The following is a 22,601-nucleotide window of genomic DNA, read 5'->3' as shown; positions in this document are numbered from 1 at the left end:
AATTGAGGCATTCTTTTACCAACAGGTTTTCACGAGACGGGGATCACAATGCCATATATAGACTTGAATTCGGACGTCGGAGAGTCCTTCGGCAACTGGAAGATGGGCGACGATGCCGCCATCTTCACCTCCGTTTCCTCCGCCAACGTCGCCTGCGGCTTCCACGCCGGAGATCCGAGCACCATCGCCCAGACCTGCCGCGATGCCGTGGCAGCCCAGGTCACCATCGGCGCCCACGTGGGCTACCGTGACCTGGCAGGCTTCGGCCGCCGCTTCCTGGATTGCTCCGCCACCGAACTGGCCGATGACGTGCTCTACCAGCTCGGTGCCCTGCAGGCGCTGGCCCGCACCGCCGGCGGCGAGATCAAGTACGTCAAGCCGCACGGCGCCCTGTACAACACCATCGTGCACCACGAGGTGCACGCCCAAGCGGTCATCGATGCCATCAAGGCCTTCGGCACCGACCTGCCGGTGCTGCTGCTTCCCGGCTCCGTTGCCCTGCAGAAGGCCGAAGCCGCCGGCCTGCGCGGCGTCGCCGAAGCCTTCGCCGACCGCAACTACACCCCGGAAGGCACCCTGGTCTCCCGCCGCGAAGCCAACGCCGTACTCCACGACCCGGCTGTAGTCACCGAGAACATGGTCCGTCTGGCCACCGAAGGCACCATTGTCGCCGTGGACGGCAGCACCATCAAGATGCCTGCCGAAAGCATCTGCCTGCACGGCGACACCGCCGGCGCCGTGGCCATGGCCAGCGCCGTGCGCGCCGGCCTGGAACACGCCGGAGTGCAGATCCGGAGCTTCGCGTGAGCATCCGCGCCATTCACCGGGCAGGATCGCACGACCTGCTGGTCGACCTCGATTCGCTCGACTCGGTGCTGGCGCTCACTGCCGCGCTGGAAGCTGACCCGCTGCCCGGGCAGCGCGACCTGCTTTCTGCAGCCCAAACCCTGTTCCTGAAATTCGGGACCTCCGAAGAAGCCGCCCAGGCCAGCCAGCAGCTGCCCGGACTGGACATCGGCAGCGTTGTGCACGCAGCTGGCAAGATCGTCGAGGTTCCGGTGCACTATGACGGCGAGGATCTGGCAGCCGTGGCCGAACTGACCGGCCTGGGCATCGACGGGGTCATCAAGGCCCATTCCAGCCAGTCCTGGCGTGCGGTGTTCGGCGGGTTCGCCCCGGGCTTCGCCTACCTGCTCGGCGAGAACCAGCTGCTGAATGTCCCGCGCCGGGATACCCCGCGCACCAAGGTGCCTGCTGGTGCCGTCGCACTGGCTGGGGACTACTCGGCCGTCTACCCGCGCCAGTCCCCCGGCGGATGGCAGCTGATCGGCCATACCGATCTGCAGATGTGGGACTTGGACCGCGAGAATCCTGCGCTGATCCGCCCGCAGGACACCGTGAAGTTCATTCCTGCCACCGAAAGGATTTCCCTCCAGGCACCTGCCGCCCAGCCCGCCACCGTGCAGGATCCCGGCGTCGGAGGCCTGCGGATCCTTGATCCCGGACTGCAATCGCTGCTGCAGGATGCCGGGCGCATCGGCTACGGCAACCTGGGTGTGGGCGCCGCCGGCGCAGCCGACCCGGCCACCTTCCATCAGGCCAACCGCCTGGTCGGAAACCAGCCGGGCCAGGCAGTGATCGAGAATCTCGGCAGCCGCCTGAGCGTTGAAGCCGAGCAGGACCAGGTGCTGGCGCTGGCCGGCGCCGAAGCCGAACTGCTGATCACCCCGGCCGAGGACGATGAGCTGCGCACGCCGCGCCAGGTGGCGATGAACGCGCCGTTCGCCCTGCTGCACGGCGAGCGCCTGGATGTTGAACCAGCTGGGCGCGGGCTGCGCAGCTACCTCGCGGTGCGCGGGCGCATCGCGCAGGAGCCGGTCCTCGGCTCGCTGTCCACCGATACCCTCTCCGGGCTGGGCCCCGAGCCGTTGCAGGCCGGGAGCATGCTTGAGGTGCAGCGCCCGCGCATCGGCCACATTGTCGGCAACAGCGAACCGAGCACCCTGCCGGTACCGGACGCTAGCGGCGTGTACACGCTGCGCGTCATCCCCGGTCCGCGCGCCGACTGGTTCGGCCCGGCAGGCCTTGAGCAGCTCACCGCGCAGGTCTGGGACGTCACCAACGAATCCAACCGCGTGGGCGTCCGCCTGGCTACCGGGCAGCAGCCGCTGCAGCGCGTGCGCGAAGGCGAGCTGGCCAGCGAAGGCGTGGCCCGCGGATCCCTGCAGGTGCCGCCCTCCGGCCTGCCGGTGCTGTTTCTCGCAGACCACCCGGTGACCGGCGGCTACCCGGTGATCGCCACCGTCATTGCCGAAGACCTGAGCGCAGCCGCGCAGCTTCCTCCCGGAAGCAAAATCCAATTCATCCTCCAACCCGCTGCCGGCCACGCGGCATCTGACGCCTAAGGAATTGCCATGAAAAAGGTACTCATCGCCAACCGAGGCGAAATCGCTGTCCGCATTGCCCGGGCTGCCGCCGACGCGAACATTGCTTCGGTAGCCATCTACTCTGATCCGGATGCTGATGCCTTGCACGTGCGCCGCGCCGACGAGGCATACCCGCTGCACGGTTCCACCGGGGCCGAGACCTACCTGGATATCGAGAAGATCATCGGCATCGCCCAGCGCTGTGGCGCCGACGCGGTGCACCCGGGCTACGGCTTCCTCTCGGAGAACGCGAACTTCGCCAAGGCAGTCATCGATGCCGGCATGAGCTGGATCGGCCCGTCGCCTGAAGCCATCGAAGCCCTGGGCAACAAGGTCACCGCCCGGCAGATCGCGGTCCGGGCCGGCGCACCGCTGGCCCCGGGCACCGACGGCCCGGTGGCCGATGCCAGCGAGGTACGGGCCTTCGCCGAAGAGCACGGCGTTCCGGTGGCCATCAAGGCCGCTTTCGGCGGCGGCGGGCGCGGCATCAAGATCGCTCACTCGCTGGAGGAGATCTCCGATGCCTTCGAATCCGCCACCCGCGAGGCCACCGTGGCTTTCGGCCGCGGCGAGTGCTTCGTGGAACGCTTCCTATCCAAGCCGCGCCACGTCGAGGCGCAGGTGCTGGCCGATACCCACGGCAACGTGGTGGTGGTCGGCACGCGCGACTGCTCGCTGCAGCGCCGCCACCAGAAACTGGTGGAAGAGGCTCCGGCACCGTTCTTGACCGATGAGCAGCGCGCCCGGATCCACGAGTCCGCCAAGGCGATCTGCAAGGAAGCCGGCTATGTCGGGGCCGGCACCGTTGAATACCTGGTGGCCCAGGACGGGCTGATTTCCTTCCTGGAGGTCAACACCCGTTTGCAGGTGGAGCACCCGATCACCGAGGAGACCTCAGGGGTGGACCTGGTAGCCGAGCAGTTCCGCATCGCCGACGGCCTGCCGCTGTCCATTACCGAGGACCCGCAGCCAACCGGCCATGCCATCGAATTCCGGATCAACGCCGAGGACCCGGCCCGCGGCTTCCTTCCGGCACCTGGCACCGTTGAGCGCTTCGAAGCGCCAACCGGCGCCGGCGTGCGCGTGGACTCGGGCGTGCGCAGCGGCTCGGTCATTCCCCCGTACTACGACTCGATGATTGCCAAGCTGATCGTGCGCGGTGCCGACCGCGACCAGGCCATCCGCCGGGCCCGCCTGGCCCTGGAGGAAATCAGCATTGCCGGGGTCCCCACGGTCTTGCCCTTCCACCGTGCAGTGATCGAGCATGAGGCGTTCAACGGCGATTCGCTGGGTGTCTACACCACGTGGATCGAGGACGAGTTCCTCAACGAAGTCGAAGCCAGTGACGAAATGGATCTGGACCAGCGCGACACCAGCCGCGAGACCATCACCATTGAGCTCGATGGCAAGGCAGTCCAGCTGGGTCTTCCCGCGGCGCTGACCAATGCGCTGCGCAATACCTCGGGGGGCGGCAGCACCGCCGCCTCGCAGGATGAGGATGGCGGAGCAGTGGATGCCGCCGCGGTGCGCAGCACCATGGACGGGAACCTGGTCCGCTTCGCCGTGGAAGATGGCAGCGAGGTCACCGAAGGGCAGAGCGTAGCCATTGTCGAGGCGATGAAGATGGAATCCACCATCACCGCGCACCGCGGTGGCATCTTCCAGGCCGCGGATCTGGGCGCCGGGGCGGCTCTGCGCCGCGGCGACACCCTGGGCACCATCGGCTAGCGTCGTGGCCACGCCGTCCAACGGCACAGGCCAGTTGGGATAAATTGGAAGCATGAACGCCACGAACAGCATCTCGCAGCAATCCAAGGCTCCCCACGCGCACAGTGGACCTTGGGCGGCAAGCGTGTTGCGCCGCCGCATCGCCGAAGGCGAGCTGCTGCCCGGGGACAAGCTTTCCGAGCAGGCCCTGGCTGAATCGCTGGGGCTTTCGCGCAATACCTTGCGCGAAAGCTTCACCTTGCTCAATAGCGAGCTGATCATCACCCGCATCCCCAACCGTGGTGTTTTCGTGGCCTCGCCGGATGCTGATGACGTACGGGAAATCTATGCGGTGCGCCGCACCGTCGAACCGGCTTGCCTGGCCTGGGGTGAAGGCCTGGACGTGGATCGGCTGGAAGAGATCATCGCCGAGGCGCGAGCCGGACTGGCTGCTGGCGATGTGCCGCGGATGGCCAGCGCGAACCAGGCATTCCACGAACAGCTGGTGGCCTCCTCGGATAGCGATCTGCTCCAGGAGCTGATGGGCCGTGTGCTGGCCCGCATGCGCCTGGTCTTCCATGCCATGAGCGATGCCCCGGATTTCCATTCGCACTACGTAGAGCGCAATGCGCAGCTGCTGGACTTGCTGCGCGCTGGAAAACGCATGGAAGCTGCACAGACCTTGCGCGACTATCTCGACACCGCTGAAGCCGAATTGCTCAGGCACATCGAGGATCGCTCCAACTAGCTTTCCAGCTGGTCATTGCCTTTCCTGCCTGCGATTTCCCTCTCATTCGCCTTTGGATTTTCCCACTGGCCTGCGGGTGGATCCGTGTTTCCAGAATTCAATCCGTCGACGCTGCAGCGCGCATCTTCCGCTGTGGCCCTAGACGCGAATTCCGGGATCTTCCCGGGTATTCTCCACTGCAGCCACCGTTCCATGCGGTTCCACGATGTATTTTCGGTGTCCTTGCCTCCCTATGCGAGCAGCAGCTGGATGCCTTTCCAGCTGCTGCCGCTGAGCCAACCACAACCCAAGCAAGCACATAGATAGCCGACGTATGGTTTAACGAAACCATTGCGTGCCGTCGCCGTTTCATTACGGCCTCGGACGTTCTCCCCAGCTTGGAAGGTCGCTGAGTCCGTGAAATTGCCCGTAGCCGAATTGCATATCCATCTTGAAGGAACGCTGGAGCCAGAGATGATCATGGAGCTGGCGGCAAAGAACGGTGTCGAGTTGCCGTACGCCTCCGTTGACCAGCTGCGCGCAAAATACGAATTCAGCAATCTGCAGTCATTCCTCGACCTGTTCTACGAGAACATGGTGGTGCTGCGCACGGCTGAGGACTTCCGTGAAATTACTCTGGCCTACCTGCAGCGCGCCCATGACTCGGGCGTGCGCCATGTGGAACTGTTCTTCGACCCGCAGGCCCACATCCAGCGCGGCCTGGGCCTGGGCGATGTCATTGCCGGCATCCGTGCCGGCCTGAACGTGGGGCTGGAGAACTGGGGAATCTCCCACAAGCTCATCGCCTGCTTCTGGCGCCATGCCCCGGCAGCCGAAGCAATGGATTTGATGAAGCTGCTGGTCGCGGAGAAACACGACATCGATGGCATCGGCCTGGACTCCTCGGAGCTCGGATTCCCGCCCGAGCTGTTCCAGGAAGTCTTCGCCTATGCCCGAGCCCACGGTCTGCACGTCGTTGCCCACGCGGGCGAGGAAGGACCGGCAGACTACATCTGGCAGGCACTGGATCTGCTGAAGGTTGAGCGCGTGGACCACGGCATCCGCTGCCTGGACGACCCGACGCTGGCCCAGCGCCTAGTTGTGATGTCCAGGGACGTTGTTCTGGCCCCCGCCCGTAATGACACCGTGCCGATTCAAGAAGTATCTGTCCAGACCGCTCGCCATTGAAGGCATGGTAGAGTTTGGGGCATGTCGAGTCCCGAATCAGACAGGTCAGGGGTTGTCGGTCACACCGCCAGCCCCTTGAACCACTAGTTACGACGCCCACGATCTGTGTGGGCGTATGTCTGGCGTACCCGGGGCGCTGGCCGTGGTGACAAGAAGAACCATTTCTTGATCTCACACCTCGGAGTACTCGATGCCTTTTGCCCTCTACATGCTTGCCCTGGCGGTCTTCGTCATGGGCACTTCAGAATTCATGCTCGCGGGATTGCTCCCCGCGATCGCGACCGAACTTGACGTCTCGGTCGGCACTGCGGGCCTGCTGACCTCCGCATTCGCAGTCGGTATGGTCGTCGGCGCGCCAGTGATGGCGGCATTCGCTCGCCGTTGGCCACCGCGGCTCACATTGATCGTTTGCCTTCTCGTGTTCGCGGGAAGCCACGTCATCGGAGCGATGACACCAGTGTTCTCTCTCCTGCTCATCACCCGGGTGCTCAGCGCTCTCGCAAACGCAGGATTCCTCGCCGTAGCACTGAGCACGGCCACTACCCTCGTGCCAGCGAACCAGAAGGGGCGTGCACTGTCGATCCTGCTCTCCGGCACGACGATCGCAACCGTCGTGGGCGTCCCCGCCGGGGCACTGCTCGGCACAGCGCTGGGCTGGCGAACGACGTTCTGGGCGATCGCCATCCTCTGTATTCCCGCGGCCGTTGGAGTCATTCGTGGCGTCACGAACAATGTTGGTCGGAGCGAGACTAGCGCGACCTCACCAAGGCTCCGTGTCGAGCTCAGCCAGTTGGCGACGCCGCGGCTCATCCTGGCCATGGCACTCGGAGCGCTGATCAACGGAGGGACCTTTGCGGCATTCACCTTCCTGGCACCCATCGTGACCGAGACCGCGGGCTTGGCCGAAGCGTGGGTGTCCGTCGCGCTGGTGATGTTCGGCATCGGATCGTTCCTTGGCGTCACGATCGCAGGACGACTATCAGATCAACGACCTGGCCTCGTGCTCGCAGTCGGCGGACCGCTATTGCTGACAGGCTGGATCGTGTTGGCAGTGGTCGCATCTCATCCCGTCGCGCTTATCGTCCTCGTCCTCGTTCAGGGATTCCTGTCGTTCGGCGTCGGCAGTACTCTGATCACGCGTGTGCTGTATGCAGCATCGGGTGCGCCAACGATGGGCGGTTCGTACGCAACCGCAGCATTGAATATCGGAGCTGCAGCGGGGCCCGTGCTTGGTGCGCTCGGGCTCGCGACCGGGCTGGGGCTGCTCGCGCCGGTTTGGGTCGCTTCGGTGCTGACAGCGATCGCTCTCGTCATCATGCTTCTCACCAGACGCGCGCTTACGAAGACCGCGGCGGAGGCCAATTGATGACCCATCCGAACGCTCTTCTCACTCCTCGTGCCCGTCTCCGGTTAGCCCGGCTGATTGTCGAAGACGGCTATCCGGCCACGATCGCCGCAAAGATGTTCATGGTCTCCCCGATCACTGCCCGGAAATGGGCAGGCCGCTACCGGGAAGAGGGTGAGTTTGGGATGCAGGATCGCTCCAGCAAGCCGCACCGGATCCCAGGCAGGACGCCCGAGCATGTCAAGAAGAAGATCATCAACCTGCGCTGGCGGCTTCGACTGGGGCCAGCCCAGATCGCTGCGCGACTTGGTCTCTCGACGTCGACTGTTCACGCGGTCCTCGTCCGTTGCCGCGTGAACCGCCTCTCGCATATCGATCGTGTCACTGGCGAGCCATTGCGGCGATATGAGCATCCTCATCCGGGATCGTTGATTCATGTCGATGTCACGAAGTTCGGCAACATCCCCGACGGCGGTGGACATCGTTACGTAGGTCGGCAGCAAGGCGCACGGAACAAGCTCGCGACTCCGGGATTACCACGAGGAAAAGATCACAAGCCGCGCACCGGGACGGCGTTCGTTCACACAGTCATCGACGACCACTCCCGCGTCGCATACGCAGAAATCTGGTCGGATGAGCAGGCGAGCACAGCGGTGGGAGTTCTCGAACGCGCCGTGGCCTGGTTCGCCGAACGAGGCGTGACCGTCGAGCGAGTCCTATCCGACAACGGGTCGGCATACAGATCCCACGCATGGAGGGACTTCTGCGCTCGGCTCGGCATCCGACACAAGCGGACACGCCCCTACCGGCCGCAGACGAACGGGAAGATCGAGCGATTCCACCGCACGCTCGGGGACGGCTGGGCCTATGCCAGGTTTTACGGTTCAGAGGCCGAACGACGCCTGGCGCTGCCCGGCTGGCTCCACTTCTACAACCACCACCGACACCACTCTGCGATTGGCGGCGTACCCTTCGACCGACTCAACAACGTCCCTGGACATCACACCTAGTCGAGGAGCAGATGCCGTTGACCGTCTGCCCGCTGTCCAACATCCGATTGCGGGCAGTGGACACCATGGCAGACCATCCGCTGCCGCAGATGCTCGAAAAAGGCCTGAAGGTTTCGGTGCATTCCGATGACCCTGCTTACTTCGGCGGATACATGGATGCCAACTTCGCCTCGCTCATGGAAAGCTTCAATTTCAGCACCGAGCAGCTGGCCACGCTGGCGAGCAATTCCTTTGAATCCACCTTCCTGGATGAAGCATCCAAGCAGGTGCTGCTTGCTGAAGTCCAGGCCTGGGTACAGCAGCAGACCACTTAAAAAATGAACGCGGCAGCCTCTGGGGGAAGGCCGCCGCGTCCAGTCTATGGGGGCTAGGGAACCTGGTACTGGGAATCCCTGATATCGGTGATGAGCATGTGCCCTGGCGCATGGCCGATGGCCAATGCCGGGCGGGACTCCATCACTGCCGCCTGCGGAGTGACGCCGCAGGCCCAGAACACCGGAATCGTCCCTTCCGGGATCTGCACTGCATCGCCGAAGTCCGGTGCGCCCAAATCCTTGATGCCCAGTTCTTCCGGGTTCCCGATATGCACCGGCGCCCCGTGAACGGCCGGATAGCGGGAGGTAATCCGCACCGCGTCGGCCACCTGCGAGGCAGGAATCGGGCGCATGGAGACCACCATCGGACCTGACATCGCTCCGGCCGACTGCGAGCGGATATTGGTCTTGTACATTGGCACGTTCACGCCCTGGTCGATATGCGCGATGGAAATGCCGCTTTCCATCAATGCGCTCTCGAAGGTGAACGAGCAGCCGACAATGAAGGTCACCAGATCATCACGCCAGTACTCGGACAGGTCGGTGGGTTCAGCCACCTTGAGCCCGTTTTCGTAAACCATGTACTTCGGCACGTCGGTGCGGATATCTCCGCCTCCCAGCAACTCGTTGCTGGTCTGCCCGGCTTCCAGGACACCGAGGATCGGGCAGGACTTGGGGTTGCGCTGGGCAAAGAGCAGCACATCGAAAGCCAGCTCCTGGGGAACGATGATCAGGTTTGCCTGCGCGTATCCGGCACTGATTCCCGCGGTCGGGAGCACCTGTCCGGCACGGAACAGCTCGCGGGCCTCGCTCGGGGCCATGGCCGCACGTTCCGTCTGCCCGAGGCTCGATAAGTCCTTCATGATTGCCTTTCTCCTAGCTGTTCCAGAGTGCTGCCAGACCCGAAATCGAGTTCCAGCCGAGATAGACGCTGAGCAGCCAGGTCAAGGCGCCGATGACCAGCAGGACCTTGGGGTAGTTATATCCGTGGAGCAGGTCGCGGCGGCGCCAAGCGACCCAGAGCAGCACCGCGAATCCCACGGGAAGGATCAGGCCGTTGAAGGCTCCGGCAAAGATCAGCAGGGTTGCTGGCGCCTGGCCCAGGAACATGTAGATGATGCCGCAGACCACGATGAAGGCCACGGTGATCAGGTTGCGGGTGCGCTCCGGGGTGGTGCGCTTTGTGATGAAGGAAACCGAGGTGTAGGCGGCACCGATCACGCTGGTCAGTGCGGCAGCCCAGAGGATGACGCCGAAGGCACGGATGCCGATCGGGCCAGCCGCGTGGCCAAAGGCTTCAGCTGCCTTGTTGTCGCTGGTCAATGCGACGCCACCGGCCACAACGCCCAAGATCGCGAGGAAGAGCAGCACGCGCATGATGCCGGTGACGATAATCGCCAAGGTGGAGGTATTGGAGATCGCCTTGACGTGTTCCACGCCCGAGGTGCCCGAATCGATCATGCGGTGGGCGCCGGCGTAGGTGATGTAGCCGCCGACGGTGCCGCCGATCAGGGTGGTGATGATCAGGAAGTCGATCTTCTCGGGGAGCACCACGTTGCGGATCGCATCGCCCACCGGAGGGGCTGCCACAATTGCCACGTACAGCATCAGCAGGATCATGACGGCGCCGAGCATCACCACGATGCGGTCCAGGGCCATGCCTGCCTTCTTGGACAGGAAGATCAAGATGGCAACGACCGCGGAGATCGCGCCACCGATCTTTGCGTCAACGCCAAGCATGGCATTCAGGCCCAGGCCGGTACCGGCGATGTTGCCGATGTTGAAGACCATGCCGCCAATGAAGACCAGCACGGCCAGAAACCAGCCGATGCCCGGCAGGACCTTGTTGCCCAGTTCCTGGGCACGCATGCCGGAAACGCCGATGACACGCCACACGTTCAGCTGGACGGCGATGTCCACAAGGATGGAGACGACAATGGCGAAGGCGAAGGCCGCGCCAATTTGGACCGTGAACTCTGTGGTTTGGGTGATGAAGCCCGGGCCGATGGCGCTGGTGGCCATCAGGAACATGGCACCGAGCAGCGCTGTGCGCCGTGCCTTGCTGGTTTGGGATGTTGTCTCAGGAAGTGCCATGCTGACGTTCCAATGCGATAGTGGTGACAACCGTCACAAGGTCAATATGATGCAGATGACTTTACAGGTTGTTCAACAACTTTGGCAACAGGTTGTTGAACAATTTACCTGCCGGACACAATACGTGGTGCAACTTCGATGAGTGCAAATTCATCGGCGGCGGTTGGTACCAGAATTAAAACCCTGCTTCACCAGCACAAAATAGCGCAATACCTCGTAGCCGTCCCGAGCTTGCCGCGGTTAGACGCCAACGACAGATTCTTTTATTTCGTAGTGCTCCGTTTCGGAAAATACAGATTCGGCCGCGTTGCGCGGGCTTCCCAATCCCCTCGCATCAACGGCTGGCGCAACTTGCACGTGGATTAGTTTTCAACTGAAGCCGGACGTCTATCGGCACCATTGGAAACTCACGAAGGCGAGGATTGCGGCGAGGCCATGGTTCGACAACCATACTGATGACTCCGCCGCTATTCGGCTAGGCCAACGGCCTGAACCCAAGTCGTCGATAGAGTGCTAACGCAGCGCCAGAGGTTCCATCGCCAATCCTTAGACTCAACGTGTCATCACCTCGCTTCTTGCACGCGGCCATGGCAGCGACAATCAAGGCGTTGCCCAGTCCATGTCCCTGATGCTGTGGATCAACGAAGAGGTCGATGATGAATGGCCCCAACAGGTCTTCATCCCAAATCGATTCTTCGACAACAAAAATCGCCCCAATCGGCTTTCCTTGGTGCAGCGCGACGAAAGAAGCATCTTCGACGAGTTGGCCGAACTCGTGGGCAAAGGTTTCCTCCATCTCGGTTTGCGCTTCGGCAAGTGTTGCAGCCGCAATGCCCGGCGGGTATGCCGCGAAGTACGCAGCAGCTAGGGCTACCGAGGAAGATGATTTGGCATTGCAGATTTCCGCGTACGAAGACACTGCAGGAGTGAGATCTGATTGATGAAGGTCAACTTGTAGAACGTCCGAGGGCATGGCAAATCCATTCGTTAGGTTTTCTGAAATAGTTGAGAGAAAACTTTATGAACGGAACATGCCTCGAATCTACCAGTGCAAAATCCATACGGCCACGCCCTGCAGCAATGCTTTGGCCGCTGGATCTGGTTGACTGTGAGGGTGTTATCCAGCAGCGAGCACGAGGAGCCACCACAGCAAATGTATATCCGGTACCAAGCGGGCGTTCCGAATCATCGAGGAATATTCCCCGGTGTCTTCGGACTTGCCAATATTCTCGCCCGCGAGGGCAAATTGAGCGATGCTGAATGGGCTGCTTGGAGGTCTGGAAATGACTGGTTCAATGCTGCATATCCGGATCCGGCGGCATCGAATCCGGATGTCTACAATCCTCAGGTGAATCCCAGCGCAGCAGCTTGGTTCAAGGACACCGCAACACACCTGTTGGAACGCGTCGAGCCGTACTTGGAACTTCTTGCACGGCATGGCGTGGAAGTTGTGCGACTTGCCAGTGTTGATCCGGGGAGAATCATCTACGAAGACACAGTGCAGATCGTCGTTGTTCCGCACGAATCCCCAAGCTGACAACTGCTCAACGTCGATAGCAATTCATCGGTGAGCTGTGAGCCGGTCCCGCCCGCCTTGCGTCCTTATCGGGCGTCCCGGAATTTCTACAGCGAGGCAAAACTCCAGCAGGGGAACTGTGGGAAACATCTTAGGTTGCTGGAATCGTTGCATTTGCAGGCCTGCGAAGCCAAACTGTCGTGAATCCCTCGGCCATGTCTTCTTCGAAATCGAACATGAAGCCACGCCGTCCGTAGAACTGCCGGGCAGCAGAGTTTCCTTTCACGAATTCAATCCTCACGTCTTGAGCCGGGCCGATGGCAGCTAGGGCGGCGTCCATAAGGGCACTGCCAATTCCGCGGCCGTGGGCTTCCGGCAGGACATAGATTTTCCAGATGACCGGTTCCCCCTCAAACAGCCCCAACGTCAGTGTGCCGACGGCTTTCCCATCCTGAGAAGCGATGAATGTCGTGTCATCCGTAATGGATGCGCTTACCGAGCCACGAGACCACCAAGTATTGAGGTTGTCCATGACGAAATCGGGACTGGTGAAGCTGAGGTACGTTGCAGGCCATGTCATTAGCCCAATTGACCGAATGTCATCTACATCATCAAGGTTCGCAGTTCGAATCGAAAGGTTTTCCATGCCCCCGAATCTACCGTAGTAACGCGAGAATGTTGGGTGGCTCAGTGATAATGAAACGATTAGCTGACCTGGTACGTGTTCGAAAGTCTGAATCTTCATGAGTTTTAGGTTCCCCGATGCCCGGCCTGTAAAAGACCTGCCACCCCCACGCAGTCTGGCAACGGATACTACAGGGCACTACCGTTTCTCATCCCCTACTCGGAGGAGCAATGCTTGCTAATGAGTGCGGCGAAGCGGCGCTTGTCCACGTTATCCGGGACCGCGAAGCCAGTACGCTTCTTAGAGATCGCGCCGCGGGCAACGTCGGTCAGGTTCTCTACGCCCTCGCGGTTGGGAACCCATCCCTCGTGCCAAGCTGAGGCTAGCGCCTGACGAATGGCATTACGCTGGTTGGCGTCGAGCTGCGTAAACAGTTCCGGCCAGCGTTCCTCGATATCAAACTTCTCGGCCAAGGTCGGCTCCTTCCATGAAAGTTGCCCTACTCAATTTTACCGAGTCGCCCGAGAACGATCCATCGATAGTCACCGTTGGTTTCGGTATCGGGGATAAGGTTCAGGCAGTCTCGCCCTGGCGCGCCACCTGCATTCCATGCCATCACCAAGGAGAGCCGGTTCGATACAACTGTTGTCCCATAATGCGGGACAAGAGTTGTTAGACAAGTAGTCAGAATAGCTGTATAAGCAAGTTTCCTTGCAGACTGAAACGTAACGACGGGAGCTCTGTTGTTCTAAACGACAGAGAACCGCAGCAAAGCCTGGTGCTGGGAATAGGCGAAGGCAGACCGATTCCGGCTGCTCCCGATGCGGTGGTGGTCCGTGCCTCAGCCGTGCAGATATCCATTAAGCGCCGCGGGCCATGCAGCCAGCGCGGCAAGCGCTGGCTGCACGGCCCGAAACGGCGTGGCTAATTCCTAGTGGAAGAAGTGGCGGGCACCGGTGAAGTACATGGTGATGCCAGCTTCGTTCGCGGCCGCGATGACTTCCTCATCGCGTACCGAGCCGCCTGGCTGCACGACAGCCTTGACGCCGGCGTCGATCAGGATCTGCAGGCCATCGGCGAACGGGAAGAACGCATCCGAAGCGGCAACAGCGCCCTGTGCGCGCTGCTCGGAAGCTGCGCCATCAGCGTTTTCGGCACCGCCAGCGGCATCCGCGCCGGACTCGACCTTCACGCCCAAGGTGTTGGCGCGCTCCACTGCCAGCTTGCAGGAGTCGATGCGGTTGACCTGGCCCATGCCGATGCCCACGGCGGCACCGTCCTTGGCCAGCAGGATCGCATTGGACTTCGCGGCGCGCACGGCGCTCCAGGCGAATTCCAGATCTGCCAAGGTCGCGGCGTCAGCTGCCTCGCCGGCGGCCAGGGTCCAGTTCGCCGGGTTGTCGCCCTCGGCGTCGATCTTGTCGCCGGCCTGGACCAGCATGCCGCCGGAGACCTGGCGGAATTCGTTCTTGTTGCGGCCATAGCCATCTGGCAGGGCCAGCAGGCGGATGTTCTTCTTGGCCGAGAGGATCTGCACTGCTTCCTCTTCGAAATCCGGGGCAATGACAACCTCGGTGAAGATGCCCTTGACGGTTTCAGCCATTTCCTTGGTGACCGTGCGGTTGGCGGCGATCACGCCGCCGAATGCGGATACCGGGTCGGTGGCGTGCGCCTTGCGGTGCGCGTCGGCAATCGGGTCCGCAGCACCATCCGAGGCCACGGCCACACCGCAAGGGTTGGCGTGCTTGATGACCGCAACAGCCGGCTTCTCGAAGTCGTAGGCGGCGCGCAGCGCGGCGTCGGCGTCCACGTAGTTGTTGTAGCTCATTGGCTTGCCGTGCAGCTGGTCGGCCTGGGCGATGCCGGCCGGGGCGGCCTCATCCACGTAGAGCGCTGCCTGCTGGTGCGGGTTCTCGCCGTAGCGCAGCACCTCGGCGCGCTGCAGGGCCACGCCTGCATAGGCTGGCCAATCGATGACGCCGTCGCCGTCCTCATCGAGGAACTGGCTGGCGGTCCACGAAGCGACCGCGGTGTCGTAGGCTGCGGTGTGCGCGTAGGCCTTGGCGGCCAGGCGCTGGCGGGTCTTCAAATCGAAGCCGCCCTCGGAGGCGGCGGAGATGACCTGCGGGTAGAACGCCGGGTCAACCACGATGGAGACGGCGGCGTGGTTCTTCGCTGCCGAGCGGACCATGGCCGGGCCTCCGATGTCGATCTGCTCGACCACTTCGTCCTGGGAGGCGCCGGAGGCGACGGTCTGCACGAACGGGTACAGGTTCACCACGACCAGGTCGATCTGCTCGATGTCCATCGAGGAGAGGGTGTCCATGTGCTCGGCGACGCGGCGGTCGGCGAGGATGCCGCCGTGGATGCGCGGGTGCAAGGTCTTGACGCGGCCGTCGAGCATTTCAGGGGAACCGGTCACCTGCTCGACCTCGGTCACGGGAATTCCAGCGGCGGCGATCTTCTTGGCCGTGGAACCGGTGGAAACCAGTTGCACGCCTGCAGCGTGCAAACCAGCGGCCAGCTCCTCCAAGCCGGTCTTGTCGTAGACGGAAATCAGCGCGCGACGGATAGCGACTTTGTCCAGCACGGTCTTACTCACGAAATTTTTCTCCCGGCGGTGAGAATGAATGGGGCGGGCAGCGCAGAGGCCACCGCCAACATTCTAACCAACGAAGGCACCGGAATTTCAGTTCGTGTCAAGCCCCTTCGGATAGTGCGGAAAGCTGCGGGAAATACGTGGAAAGCTGCTTGTCAGTCAGGCAAAGCTGCAGGAGCTTCTCAGCATGCTCCTCATCTGCGACATAGGCCACCAGATCAACCTTGGTCCGCTCATTCAACTCCTCGCGCAAGGAACGGGCCACCGCAACCAGCGTGTGGTAGTAGCGCTTGATGGTCGGTTCCCAGCCTTCGCGTGCGGCCAGCCCTGTCATCGCATCGGACCACAGGGTAGCCGCCGGGTCTTCGCATAAATCAATGGATGACCAGTGCCAATAGCTGGGCTCCCACTTATCGGAATAGAAGCTTTCGGCGTCGTCTTCCTCCAAGTCCGCTTCCAGGGAGGCCAAGACGTCATCGAGGTCTTCCCCGTCGGAGTCCTCGCCATCTTCCGGCTCGTCGTCCTCGTCCTCGGAATCCGAGATCAGCAGCGAATCTTCTTCCAATGTGACGGTTTCGGGTCCAAGGCTTCCATCGCCTTCGGCATCGGGACGGTCTTCGTAGTCGGCAGGCTCATCGGTGTCCTCGCCGCGTTCCACCAGTTGCTCGCGAGATTCGGTGAGGCGGTCGCGTTCCAGGGCCTGCACCGAGTTCAGGGCCAGCAACGGCATGGCGATGGTTTCGCTTTCCTCGGTGCTGACGCCATGCAGGGCAATGGCATAGAAGTCTTGGTCCGGGTGTCCAGCTATCACTTCCGCTGCGTGTCGAAGGGCAGTCACCCGGATAGCCTCTTCGAGAGCGGTCCAATCTACTCCCATGTCCGAAGATTACTCCCTTGCCGTCGCTTGCAACAGGCCTTGACGCGGCGCGATAAGAAGCGTAGAGAGCTACACCTGCACCCCGGTTTTCGGCTATGCTTCACGCGGTACACACCAATTCCGCTCGCACACCGAAAGGTGCACCACTGTGTCTTCCGCACCCCTGCCCTCTGGCACGACCATCGTGCAAGAGCTGCCATTCAAATGGAAGGTGCAGGGCACCATTTTCATTATCGGCGGCCTGGGCTTCATGTTCGATGCCTGGGACGTCACGCTCAACGGCGCGCTGATTCCCCTGGTCGCCCAGGAGTGGGGACTGGATCGTCCCACCGCGGCCCTGCTGGGCACCTCCAACCTGGTGGGCATGGCCGTAGGCGCGTTCCTCTGGGGCGGGATCGCCGACAGGTACGGTCGCAAGAACGCGTTCAGCCTGACGCTGCTGATGTTCTCGCTGTTCACCGTCCTCGGCGCGCTGTCGCCGAGCTTCGGCTTCTTCGTCGCCTTCCGCTTCCTGGCCGGTGTCGGCTTGGGCGGCTGCATCCCGGTGGATTATGCGCTGGTTGGCGAATTCACGCCGGCGAAGCTGCGCGGACGTGTGCTCACCGCCATGGACGGCTGGTGGCCGGTGGGCGCGGCGCTGTCCTTCTTCGTCTCCGGCTGGGTGATGGCTACCGCGGATAATTGGCGGCTGATCCTGGCGGTCATGATCCTGCCGGCGTTCATGGTGTATCTGGTGCGGCGCTCCATGCCCGAGTCCCCGCTGTTCCTGGCGGCCAAGGGCCGGGATGCGGAAGCCCGTGCGGTCATCGACCAGCTGGTGGAACGCACCGGGGCAACCAAGCGGGACTACGTGATCGAGCCGGTGGAGCTGGAGAAGGCTCCGCGCTGGTGGGAGCAGTTGGCCTCGTTGTGGCGGTATTCATGGAAGATCACCGCCACCAGCTGGCTGCTGTTCATGACCATTCTGCTGGTCTACTACCTGGCATTGACCTGGTTGCCGTCGATCCTCACCGAAGCCGGAATGGCCCAGTCCGCGTCCTTCTTCGCCACCGCGGTGATGGCGCTGATGGGCCTGGCAGGCGTCGTGTTGGCTGCCCTGCTGGTGGAGCGGGTGGGCCGCAAATGGCTGCTGGCGATCTCTGCCCCGCTCTCCGGCCTCGTGCTGGTCATCGTAGCGCAGAACCTGGACGTCCCGGCGGCCGCGATTGGCTGGGTGCTGGTGTTCGGCGTCATTGTCCAGGTCGCCATTCCGGTGCTGTATGCCTACGTTTCGGAGCTGTACCCCACCGAGCTGCGGGCCAGCGGCTTCGGCTGGGCCTCGACCATGTCGCGCTTTGCCGCCGGTTTCGGCCCGCTGATTTTCGCGGCACTGTGGCCCGTGGTGGGGCTGGGCTGGCTGTTTGCCGGCGCGACCGCGCTGGTGCTGCTGGCCATCCTGTTCATGGCACGCTTCGCCCCGGAAACCCGCGGACTGCAGCTGGACTGAATCTCTCCCCCAATAGCGAATGCCGGCACCATTGGTGCCGGCATTTTCTAGTTCTGCGCAGGTTGCGGGCGCAAGCCGTCACGCATGATCTGCACGATGCGCTCTTCCAGGCCGGGCTGGCTGTTGCTGAAGGCCCGCGGCAGCGGGCGGGTCATGGACCCGACGGCGGCAATCAGTTCCAGCCCGGAGATGTCGGCGCGAACCAGCTGGGCGTTCTTGGCCAGTTCCAACGCGCTGTTCAAGGTCCGTGACGCCTCGGTTTGGGCTTCGAGGATGCGTGGGCTGACCTTCTTGGGCAACTGCAGCCCCAGGGCTTCGCTCAACGCCCCGAGATTCTGCTCGATCAGCGTGCCCAGCAGGACATCCCAGCCCTCTGCGTCATTTGCGTCAAGCCGCTCTACAGCTTGCTGCGACGCGCTGCGGATATCCTCCAGCATGACGAGGGTGACTTCTTCAACCAGCGCCAGCCGATCAGCGAAGTTCCGGTAGAGTGTGCCGATGCCGACACCGCTGGCCTCTGCAATGGTTTCCATTGCGATCTGTGCGCCGTGTTCGGCAAATAATTCACGAGCAACTCGAAGGATGTTCTCACGTCGCCGAAGAGCATCTGAACGCATGAGCGGATTCCGATCTGGGGAACTTCCAGGTCGCGGCTTGCCACCTGTCGAATTCACGATAGCGGACGGGCAGTGCTGAGACGAAGCGGAAATCATCATTCCAGATCGAAATGCTTCTTCCGTGCGAGAAGCCATTCCGCATTTGCGCGAAACCGTGCTATCCCTAGGATCCAGGATCGCTAGGCCAAGGAAGCAGAGGATATGCGTTTTCAACTCATCAGGCATGGGCAAACCCCGTCGAATGTTGCCGGGAAGCTCGATACCGCTTTTCCCGGTGCCAGCCTCACCCCGCTGGGCCATCGCCAGGCTCGCGCCTTGCCGCAGGTACTCGGCAACGGGCAGCTGCAGTCGATCTACGCCTCAACGCTGAACCGCACGCAGCTCACAGCCCAGCCGCTGAGCGAGTCAATTGCAGAACCGGTGCGTGTCATTGACGGCCTTGAAGAAATCTCGGCGGGCGAGCTGGAAATGCTGGCAGATGAGGCATCGCGATCCGCCTATGTCATGTGCCTGCGTTCCTGGATGCACGGCGATTGGGAGCAGAACATGCCCGGCGGGCCGAACGGCTACGACTTCATCGAGCGCTATTCCAAAGCCTTGGAATCCATCGCGCAAGCGCAGGACTACTCTGGAACCGCAGCGGTTTTCAGCCATGGTGCGGCCATTCGCGTCTTCAGCGCCTGGGCCATCAAGATGTCCCCCGATGCGGCATCGCAGCTGGTCATCGAGAACACCGGCGGCTCCCTGCTGGAGCTGGGTATCGGCGGGCAGTGGTCGCTGGCTCGCTGGGATACCGAACCGCTGGGCGGCGATTTCGTTCGCGATGCCCTCGACCAGGATGTCACCGGCGGCGAGGACGACGCGGCCTGAGCCCTGCCTTCGTCTGGCGAATGCGAGTTGGACCAGCTCAGCACCTGATATTTCGGTAGTCTGGCTAGGGAGCTCATTTTCTGCGGAGCGCACAAACGGAAGGCCCTGATGCACGACGACATTTCCCTGACCATCGGACGCGTCCAGCGCGTTTTGACCGAGCGTATCCTTCCAGCGATATATTCGGAAACCCTGCCGCTGGATCTGTCATGGCATGAACTGCCCGGCGAGCCGGTCACCCCGGCTGAGGGCCTGGCACTGGACTACCAGCCGACCTCCGTGGGGACGCCTTGGGGCGCGGCGTGGGGCACCACGTGGTTCCACCTGCAGGGCCGGGTGCCGTCGCAGTGGGCGGGACGCCGCGTCGAAGCGGTGATTGATCTGGGCTTTGACGTCAACATGACCGGCTTCCAATGCGAGGGACTGGTGTACCGCCCGGATGGCATCACCATCAAGGCGGTCAACCCGCGCAACCAGTGGGTGCCAATCACCGCCTGCGCCGAAGGCGATGAGGTCATCGACCTGTATCTGGAAGCTGCATCCAATCCGGTGCTGCTCGACTACCACCCGTTCCTGCCCACCGAGCAGGGCGATATTCTCACCTCCTCCTCGCGCCGCCTGTACACCACCCGCCGGATGGACCTGGCGGTCTTCGAGCCCGTGGTGCATGAGCTCTCCCTGGATCTGGAAGTGCTGCTGGATTTGCAGGAGCAGCTTGGGCAAACGCCGCGCAAGATGCAGATCCTGCAGGCCATGGACAACGCTCTGGACATGCTGGATCTGCAGCGCATCGCGCAGACCGCGCAGGCCGCCCGCGATGAGCTGGCCGAGGTCCTGGCCGCCCCGGCGGAGCACAGCGCCCACCAGATTTCGGCCATCGGCCACTCGCACATCGACTCGGCCTGGCTGTGGCCGCTGCGCGAAACCATCCGCAAGGTCTCGCGCACCTGCTCCTCGATGGTGGAGCTGCTGGGCGACGAGGAAGAATTCCTCTACGGCATGTCCAGCGCCCAGCAGTACAAGTGGCTCAAGACCCACCGCCCGGAAGTCTGGGAGCGGGTCAAACAGGCGGTAGCCGACGGGCGTTTCCTGCCGCTGGGCGGCATGTGGGTGGAATCCGACACCGTGATGCCCTCGGGCGAATCGCTGGTCCGCCAGTTCCTCTACGGCCAGAATTTCTTCCGCAAGGAATTCGGCATCACCTCGAAGGGCGTCTGGCTGCCGGACTCCTTCGGCTACTCCCCCGCCCTGCCGCAGCTGATGCGCCGTGCCGGCTTCGAATGGTTCTTCACCCAGAAGATCTCCTGGAACCAGCAGAACAAGTTCCCGCACCACACCTTCGATTGGGAAGGCATCGACGGCTCGCGCATGTTCAGCCACTTCCCGTCGATGGATACCTACAATTCGCAGCTTTCCGGCGAGGAAGTGGCCAAGGCATCGCGCCAGTTCCGCGAAGCGCGGGTCACGAACAATTCCATCGCGCCGGTGGGCTGGGGCGATGGCGGCGGCGGCACCACCCGCGAAATGACCGGCAAGGCCAAGCGTCTGGCCAATCTGGAAGGCAGCGCTAAGGTCCGCTGGGAACACCCTAACGACTTTTTCGACCGGGCCAAGGCCGAACTGCCCAACCCTCCGGTCTGGGTGGGCGAGCTCTACCTGGAATTGCACCGCGCCACGCTGACCAGCCAGCACCAGACCAAGCAGGGCAACCGGCGCACCGAGCAGCTGCTGGTCGAGGCCGAGCTGTGGGCCGCCACCGCTGCGCTCTGCACCGGAGCGGACTACCCCTATGAGCAGCTTGACGAGCTGTGGGAGACGGTGCTGCTGCACCAGTTCCACGACATCCTGCCGGGCACCTCGATTGCGTGGGTGCACCGCGAGGTCGTGGCCCGCTATGCGCAGGTGATCGAGCAGGCCGAAGCACTGATCCGCACCGCCCAGCAGCAGCTGGCCGGCGAAGGATCCACCCCGATTGCGTTCAACGGCGCCGCGTTCACCCGCAATTCCTTGGCCTTCGGGCAGGCCAAGCCGGTGCAGCCTGCTGCCGCGTCCCCGGTCAGGGCAACCGCCGTGGACGGCGGATATGTCCTGGAGAACTCGCTGGTTCGTGTGGCGATCAATGCCCAGGGCCTGCTGACCTCCGCCGTGGATCTGGCCACCGGCCGCGAAACGATCGCCGCAGGCCAGGAAGCGAACCTGCTGCAATTGCACCAGGACTTCCCGAACATGTGGGATGCCTGGGACGTGGACAAGTACTACCGCAACCAGGTCACCGACTTGCGCGAGCTCGACAGCCTTGAGCTGTCTTCGCGCGAGGACGGCAGCCAGGTCATCACGATTGCCCGCAGCTTCTCGCAGTCCACGCTGGTGCAGGAACTGTCGCTGGCTCCGGGCTCAAGGACCCTGCAGATCTCGCAGAGCACCGATTGGCATGAGGCCGAGAAGTTCCTGAAGGTCTCCTTCCCGCTGGATATCCGTGCGGAGCACGCAATTGCCGAAACGCAGTTCGGCTACCACAAGCGCGTGACCCACGTGAATACCAGCTGGGAAGCGGCGAAGTTCGAAACTTCCATGCACCGCTTCGTGCTGGCCGAGGAGCCCGGCTTCGGCGCGGCGCTGGTCAATGATTCCATCTACGGTTTCGATGTCACCCGTGATGCCAAGGACGCGGAGGTCACCACGACCATGCGGCTTTCGCTGCTGCGTGCCCCGCGCTTTCCCGACCCGGAAACCGACCAGGGCGTGCAGACCCACCGCTACGGCTTGGTGATCGGCGCAGACGTGGCCACCGCAACTGCGGCTGGAGCGTTGCTGAACAGCGCAGAGCGCATCATTGACGGCGCGCAAGGTGTGGACCCGCTGGTTACGGTCTCCGGCGAGGGGCTGGTGGTCTCCAGCGTGAAGCTGGCGGCTGACCGCTCCGGCGATCTGGTGGTGCGCGTCTACGAATCCCTGGGACGCCGTGCCAGCGGCAGCTTGCGGGTCAATGCGCAGATCTCGCAGGCATCCACCGTGAGCCTGCTGGAAGACGAACTGGGTGGGCAGCGCATCGAACTGGCTAATGGCGCAGTGCCGCTGAAGCTGGGCGCGTTCGAAGTACGCACCCTGCGCTTCGCCGTGGCCAAGTAGCCGCAGGGTCCACAGGCCGGGCCGGCATGCTGCGTCGCGTGCCGGCCCGGCTGGTTTCCCGACGATGATTG

Annotated in this window: 20 protein-coding genes and 1 pseudogene; 13 read left to right on the top strand and 8 right to left on the bottom strand. The window is 62.8% G+C overall.

Annotated features, from left to right (window positions below):
• Positions 1-48: 48 nt before the first annotated feature.
• The 9 genes and pseudogenes from ACR9WD_RS03295 to ACR9WD_RS03255 form a co-directional block, all read left to right on the top strand.
• A complete protein-coding gene (locus tag ACR9WD_RS03295) occupies positions 49-807 on the top strand; it encodes a LamB/YcsF family protein (RefSeq protein WP_423299640.1) in 759 nt (252 codons plus the stop codon).
• Positions 804-2,405, top strand: coding sequence for a carboxyltransferase domain-containing protein (locus ACR9WD_RS03290; RefSeq protein WP_423299639.1), 1,602 nt, complete (start codon positions 804-806; stop codon positions 2,403-2,405). Before ACR9WD_RS03295 ends, ACR9WD_RS03290 begins: the two co-directional genes overlap by 4 nt.
• 9 nt (positions 2,406-2,414) lie before the next feature.
• Complete coding sequence (locus ACR9WD_RS03285) at positions 2,415-4,154, top strand: biotin carboxylase N-terminal domain-containing protein (RefSeq protein ID WP_434922699.1); 1,740 nt, start codon at positions 2,415-2,417, stop codon at positions 4,152-4,154.
• Between the two features lie 52 nt (positions 4,155-4,206).
• On the top strand, positions 4,207-4,881 hold the full coding sequence (locus tag ACR9WD_RS03280) for a GntR family transcriptional regulator (protein WP_149596388.1): 675 nt from the start codon (positions 4,207-4,209) through the stop codon (positions 4,879-4,881).
• Between the two features lie 396 nt (positions 4,882-5,277).
• Positions 5,278-6,048 (top strand): adenosine deaminase, encoded by a 771-nt coding sequence (gene add, locus ACR9WD_RS03275; RefSeq protein WP_434922698.1) that lies wholly within the window; start codon positions 5,278-5,280, stop codon positions 6,046-6,048.
• 115 nt (positions 6,049-6,163) lie between these two features.
• Positions 6,164-6,217 (top strand): chloramphenicol resistance leader peptide, encoded by a 54-nt coding sequence (locus ACR9WD_RS03270; RefSeq protein WP_011113070.1) that lies wholly within the window; start codon positions 6,164-6,166, stop codon positions 6,215-6,217.
• A gap of 21 nt (positions 6,218-6,238) precedes the next feature.
• Positions 6,239-7,414, top strand: a complete 1,176-nt coding sequence (gene cmx / locus ACR9WD_RS03265) for a chloramphenicol efflux MFS transporter Cmx (protein WP_005297378.1) — start codon at positions 6,239-6,241, stop codon at positions 7,412-7,414.
• Positions 7,414-8,403 (top strand): IS481-like element IS5564 family transposase, encoded by a 990-nt coding sequence (locus ACR9WD_RS03260; protein ID WP_011113072.1) that lies wholly within the window; start codon positions 7,414-7,416, stop codon positions 8,401-8,403. Before cmx ends, ACR9WD_RS03260 begins: the two co-directional genes overlap by 1 nt.
• Positions 8,400-8,717 (top strand): annotated as a pseudogene (locus tag ACR9WD_RS03255) (adenosine deaminase); the annotation flags it as partial. The gene ACR9WD_RS03260 and the pseudogene ACR9WD_RS03255, both read left to right, overlap by 4 nt.
• A 53-nt stretch (positions 8,718-8,770) precedes the next feature.
• Here ACR9WD_RS03255 and ACR9WD_RS03250 read toward each other — a convergent pair.
• The 3 genes from ACR9WD_RS03250 to ACR9WD_RS03240 all read right to left on the bottom strand — a co-directional run bounded on the left by ACR9WD_RS03250 (position 8,771) and on the right by ACR9WD_RS03240 (position 11,784).
• Positions 8,771-9,580: a putative hydro-lyase gene (locus ACR9WD_RS03250; RefSeq protein WP_434922697.1), complete on the bottom strand. Its 810-nt coding sequence runs from the start codon at positions 9,578-9,580 to the stop codon at positions 8,771-8,773.
• Positions 9,581-9,593: 13 nt separating this feature from the next.
• Positions 9,594-10,811, bottom strand: coding sequence for an NRAMP family divalent metal transporter (locus ACR9WD_RS03245; RefSeq protein ID WP_434922696.1), 1,218 nt, complete (start codon positions 10,809-10,811; stop codon positions 9,594-9,596).
• Positions 10,812-11,286: 475 nt separating this feature from the next.
• Positions 11,287-11,784: a GNAT family N-acetyltransferase gene (locus ACR9WD_RS03240; RefSeq protein ID WP_434922695.1), complete on the bottom strand. Its 498-nt coding sequence runs from the start codon at positions 11,782-11,784 to the stop codon at positions 11,287-11,289.
• 75 nt (positions 11,785-11,859) lie between these two features.
• Between ACR9WD_RS03240 and ACR9WD_RS03235 the strand changes: the two genes are divergently transcribed.
• On the top strand, positions 11,860-12,348 hold the full coding sequence (locus ACR9WD_RS03235) for a hypothetical protein (RefSeq protein ID WP_434922694.1): 489 nt from the start codon (positions 11,860-11,862) through the stop codon (positions 12,346-12,348).
• Between the two features lie 130 nt (positions 12,349-12,478).
• Here the strand turns inward: ACR9WD_RS03235 and ACR9WD_RS03230 are convergent, their stop codons facing one another.
• The 4 genes from ACR9WD_RS03230 to ACR9WD_RS03215 all read right to left on the bottom strand — a co-directional run bounded on the left by ACR9WD_RS03230 (position 12,479) and on the right by ACR9WD_RS03215 (position 16,389).
• The gene (locus ACR9WD_RS03230; protein ID WP_170214642.1) at positions 12,479-12,973 is read right to left on the bottom strand and encodes a GNAT family N-acetyltransferase; all 495 of its coding nucleotides are present in this window, start codon (positions 12,971-12,973) and stop codon (positions 12,479-12,481) included.
• Positions 12,974-13,167: 194 nt separating this feature from the next.
• Positions 13,168-13,425: a hypothetical protein gene (locus tag ACR9WD_RS03225; protein ID WP_434922693.1), complete on the bottom strand. Its 258-nt coding sequence runs from the start codon at positions 13,423-13,425 to the stop codon at positions 13,168-13,170.
• A gap of 458 nt (positions 13,426-13,883) precedes the next feature.
• Positions 13,884-15,554 carry a bifunctional phosphoribosylaminoimidazolecarboxamide formyltransferase/IMP cyclohydrolase gene (purH, locus tag ACR9WD_RS03220; protein WP_434922692.1) on the bottom strand — a complete coding sequence of 557 codons (1,671 nt, stop codon included), beginning with the start codon at positions 15,552-15,554 and terminating at the stop codon, positions 13,884-13,886.
• A gap of 97 nt (positions 15,555-15,651) precedes the next feature.
• Complete coding sequence (locus ACR9WD_RS03215) at positions 15,652-16,389, bottom strand: hypothetical protein (RefSeq protein ID WP_434922691.1); 738 nt, start codon at positions 16,387-16,389, stop codon at positions 15,652-15,654.
• Positions 16,390-16,576: 187 nt separating this feature from the next.
• Here ACR9WD_RS03215 and ACR9WD_RS03210 point away from each other — a divergent pair, with 187 nt between their 5' ends.
• The gene (locus tag ACR9WD_RS03210) at positions 16,577-17,914 is read left to right on the top strand and encodes an MFS transporter (protein ID WP_434922690.1); all 1,338 of its coding nucleotides are present in this window, start codon (positions 16,577-16,579) and stop codon (positions 17,912-17,914) included.
• A 47-nt stretch (positions 17,915-17,961) separates the two neighbouring features.
• Here the strand turns inward: ACR9WD_RS03210 and ACR9WD_RS03205 are convergent, their stop codons facing one another.
• Complete coding sequence (locus tag ACR9WD_RS03205) at positions 17,962-18,531, bottom strand: TetR/AcrR family transcriptional regulator (RefSeq protein ID WP_434922689.1); 570 nt, start codon at positions 18,529-18,531, stop codon at positions 17,962-17,964.
• A 201-nt stretch (positions 18,532-18,732) separates the two neighbouring features.
• On the opposite strand from ACR9WD_RS03205, the gene ACR9WD_RS03200 reads away from it, so the two are divergent.
• Positions 18,733-19,401, top strand: a complete 669-nt coding sequence (locus ACR9WD_RS03200) for a histidine phosphatase family protein (RefSeq protein ID WP_434922688.1) — start codon at positions 18,733-18,735, stop codon at positions 19,399-19,401.
• A 108-nt stretch (positions 19,402-19,509) separates the two neighbouring features.
• A complete protein-coding gene (locus tag ACR9WD_RS03195) occupies positions 19,510-22,530 on the top strand; it encodes an alpha-mannosidase (protein WP_434922687.1) in 3,021 nt (1,006 codons plus the stop codon).
• The last annotated feature ends 71 nt before the right edge of the window (positions 22,531-22,601 follow it).

This window comes from Glutamicibacter sp. PAEs-4 (assembly GCF_051161755.1).
Classification (GTDB): domain Bacteria; phylum Actinomycetota; class Actinomycetes; order Actinomycetales; family Micrococcaceae; genus Glutamicibacter; species Glutamicibacter nicotianae.
Note: the sequence above shows the minus strand (reverse complement) of the source record. Positions and strands in the feature narration are given on the sequence as shown.

Coding starts and splice junctions, on each gene's coding strand:
- ACR9WD_RS03200 (WP_434922688.1), top strand. CDS start 18,733: ATGCGTTTTCAACTCATCAGGCATGGGCAAACCCCGTCGAATGTTGCC.
- ACR9WD_RS03195 (WP_434922687.1), top strand. CDS start 19,510: ATGCACGACGACATTTCCCTGACCATCGGACGCGTCCAGCGCGTTTTG.
- ACR9WD_RS03295 (WP_423299640.1), top strand. CDS start 49: ATGCCATATATAGACTTGAATTCGGACGTCGGAGAGTCCTTCGGCAAC.
- ACR9WD_RS03285 (WP_434922699.1), top strand. CDS start 2,415: ATGAAAAAGGTACTCATCGCCAACCGAGGCGAAATCGCTGTCCGCATT.
- ACR9WD_RS03250 (WP_434922697.1), bottom strand. CDS start 9,580: ATGAAGGACTTATCGAGCCTCGGGCAGACGGAACGTGCGGCCATGGCC.
- ACR9WD_RS03240 (WP_434922695.1), bottom strand. CDS start 11,784: ATGCCCTCGGACGTTCTACAAGTTGACCTTCATCAATCAGATCTCACT.
- cmx (WP_005297378.1), top strand. CDS start 6,239: ATGCCTTTTGCCCTCTACATGCTTGCCCTGGCGGTCTTCGTCATGGGC.
- ACR9WD_RS03245 (WP_434922696.1), bottom strand. CDS start 10,811: ATGGCACTTCCTGAGACAACATCCCAAACCAGCAAGGCACGGCGCACA.
- ACR9WD_RS03230 (WP_170214642.1), bottom strand. CDS start 12,973: ATGGAAAACCTTTCGATTCGAACTGCGAACCTTGATGATGTAGATGAC.
- ACR9WD_RS03205 (WP_434922689.1), bottom strand. CDS start 18,531: ATGCGTTCAGATGCTCTTCGGCGACGTGAGAACATCCTTCGAGTTGCT.
- ACR9WD_RS03260 (WP_011113072.1), top strand. CDS start 7,414: ATGACCCATCCGAACGCTCTTCTCACTCCTCGTGCCCGTCTCCGGTTA.
- ACR9WD_RS03280 (WP_149596388.1), top strand. CDS start 4,207: ATGAACGCCACGAACAGCATCTCGCAGCAATCCAAGGCTCCCCACGCG.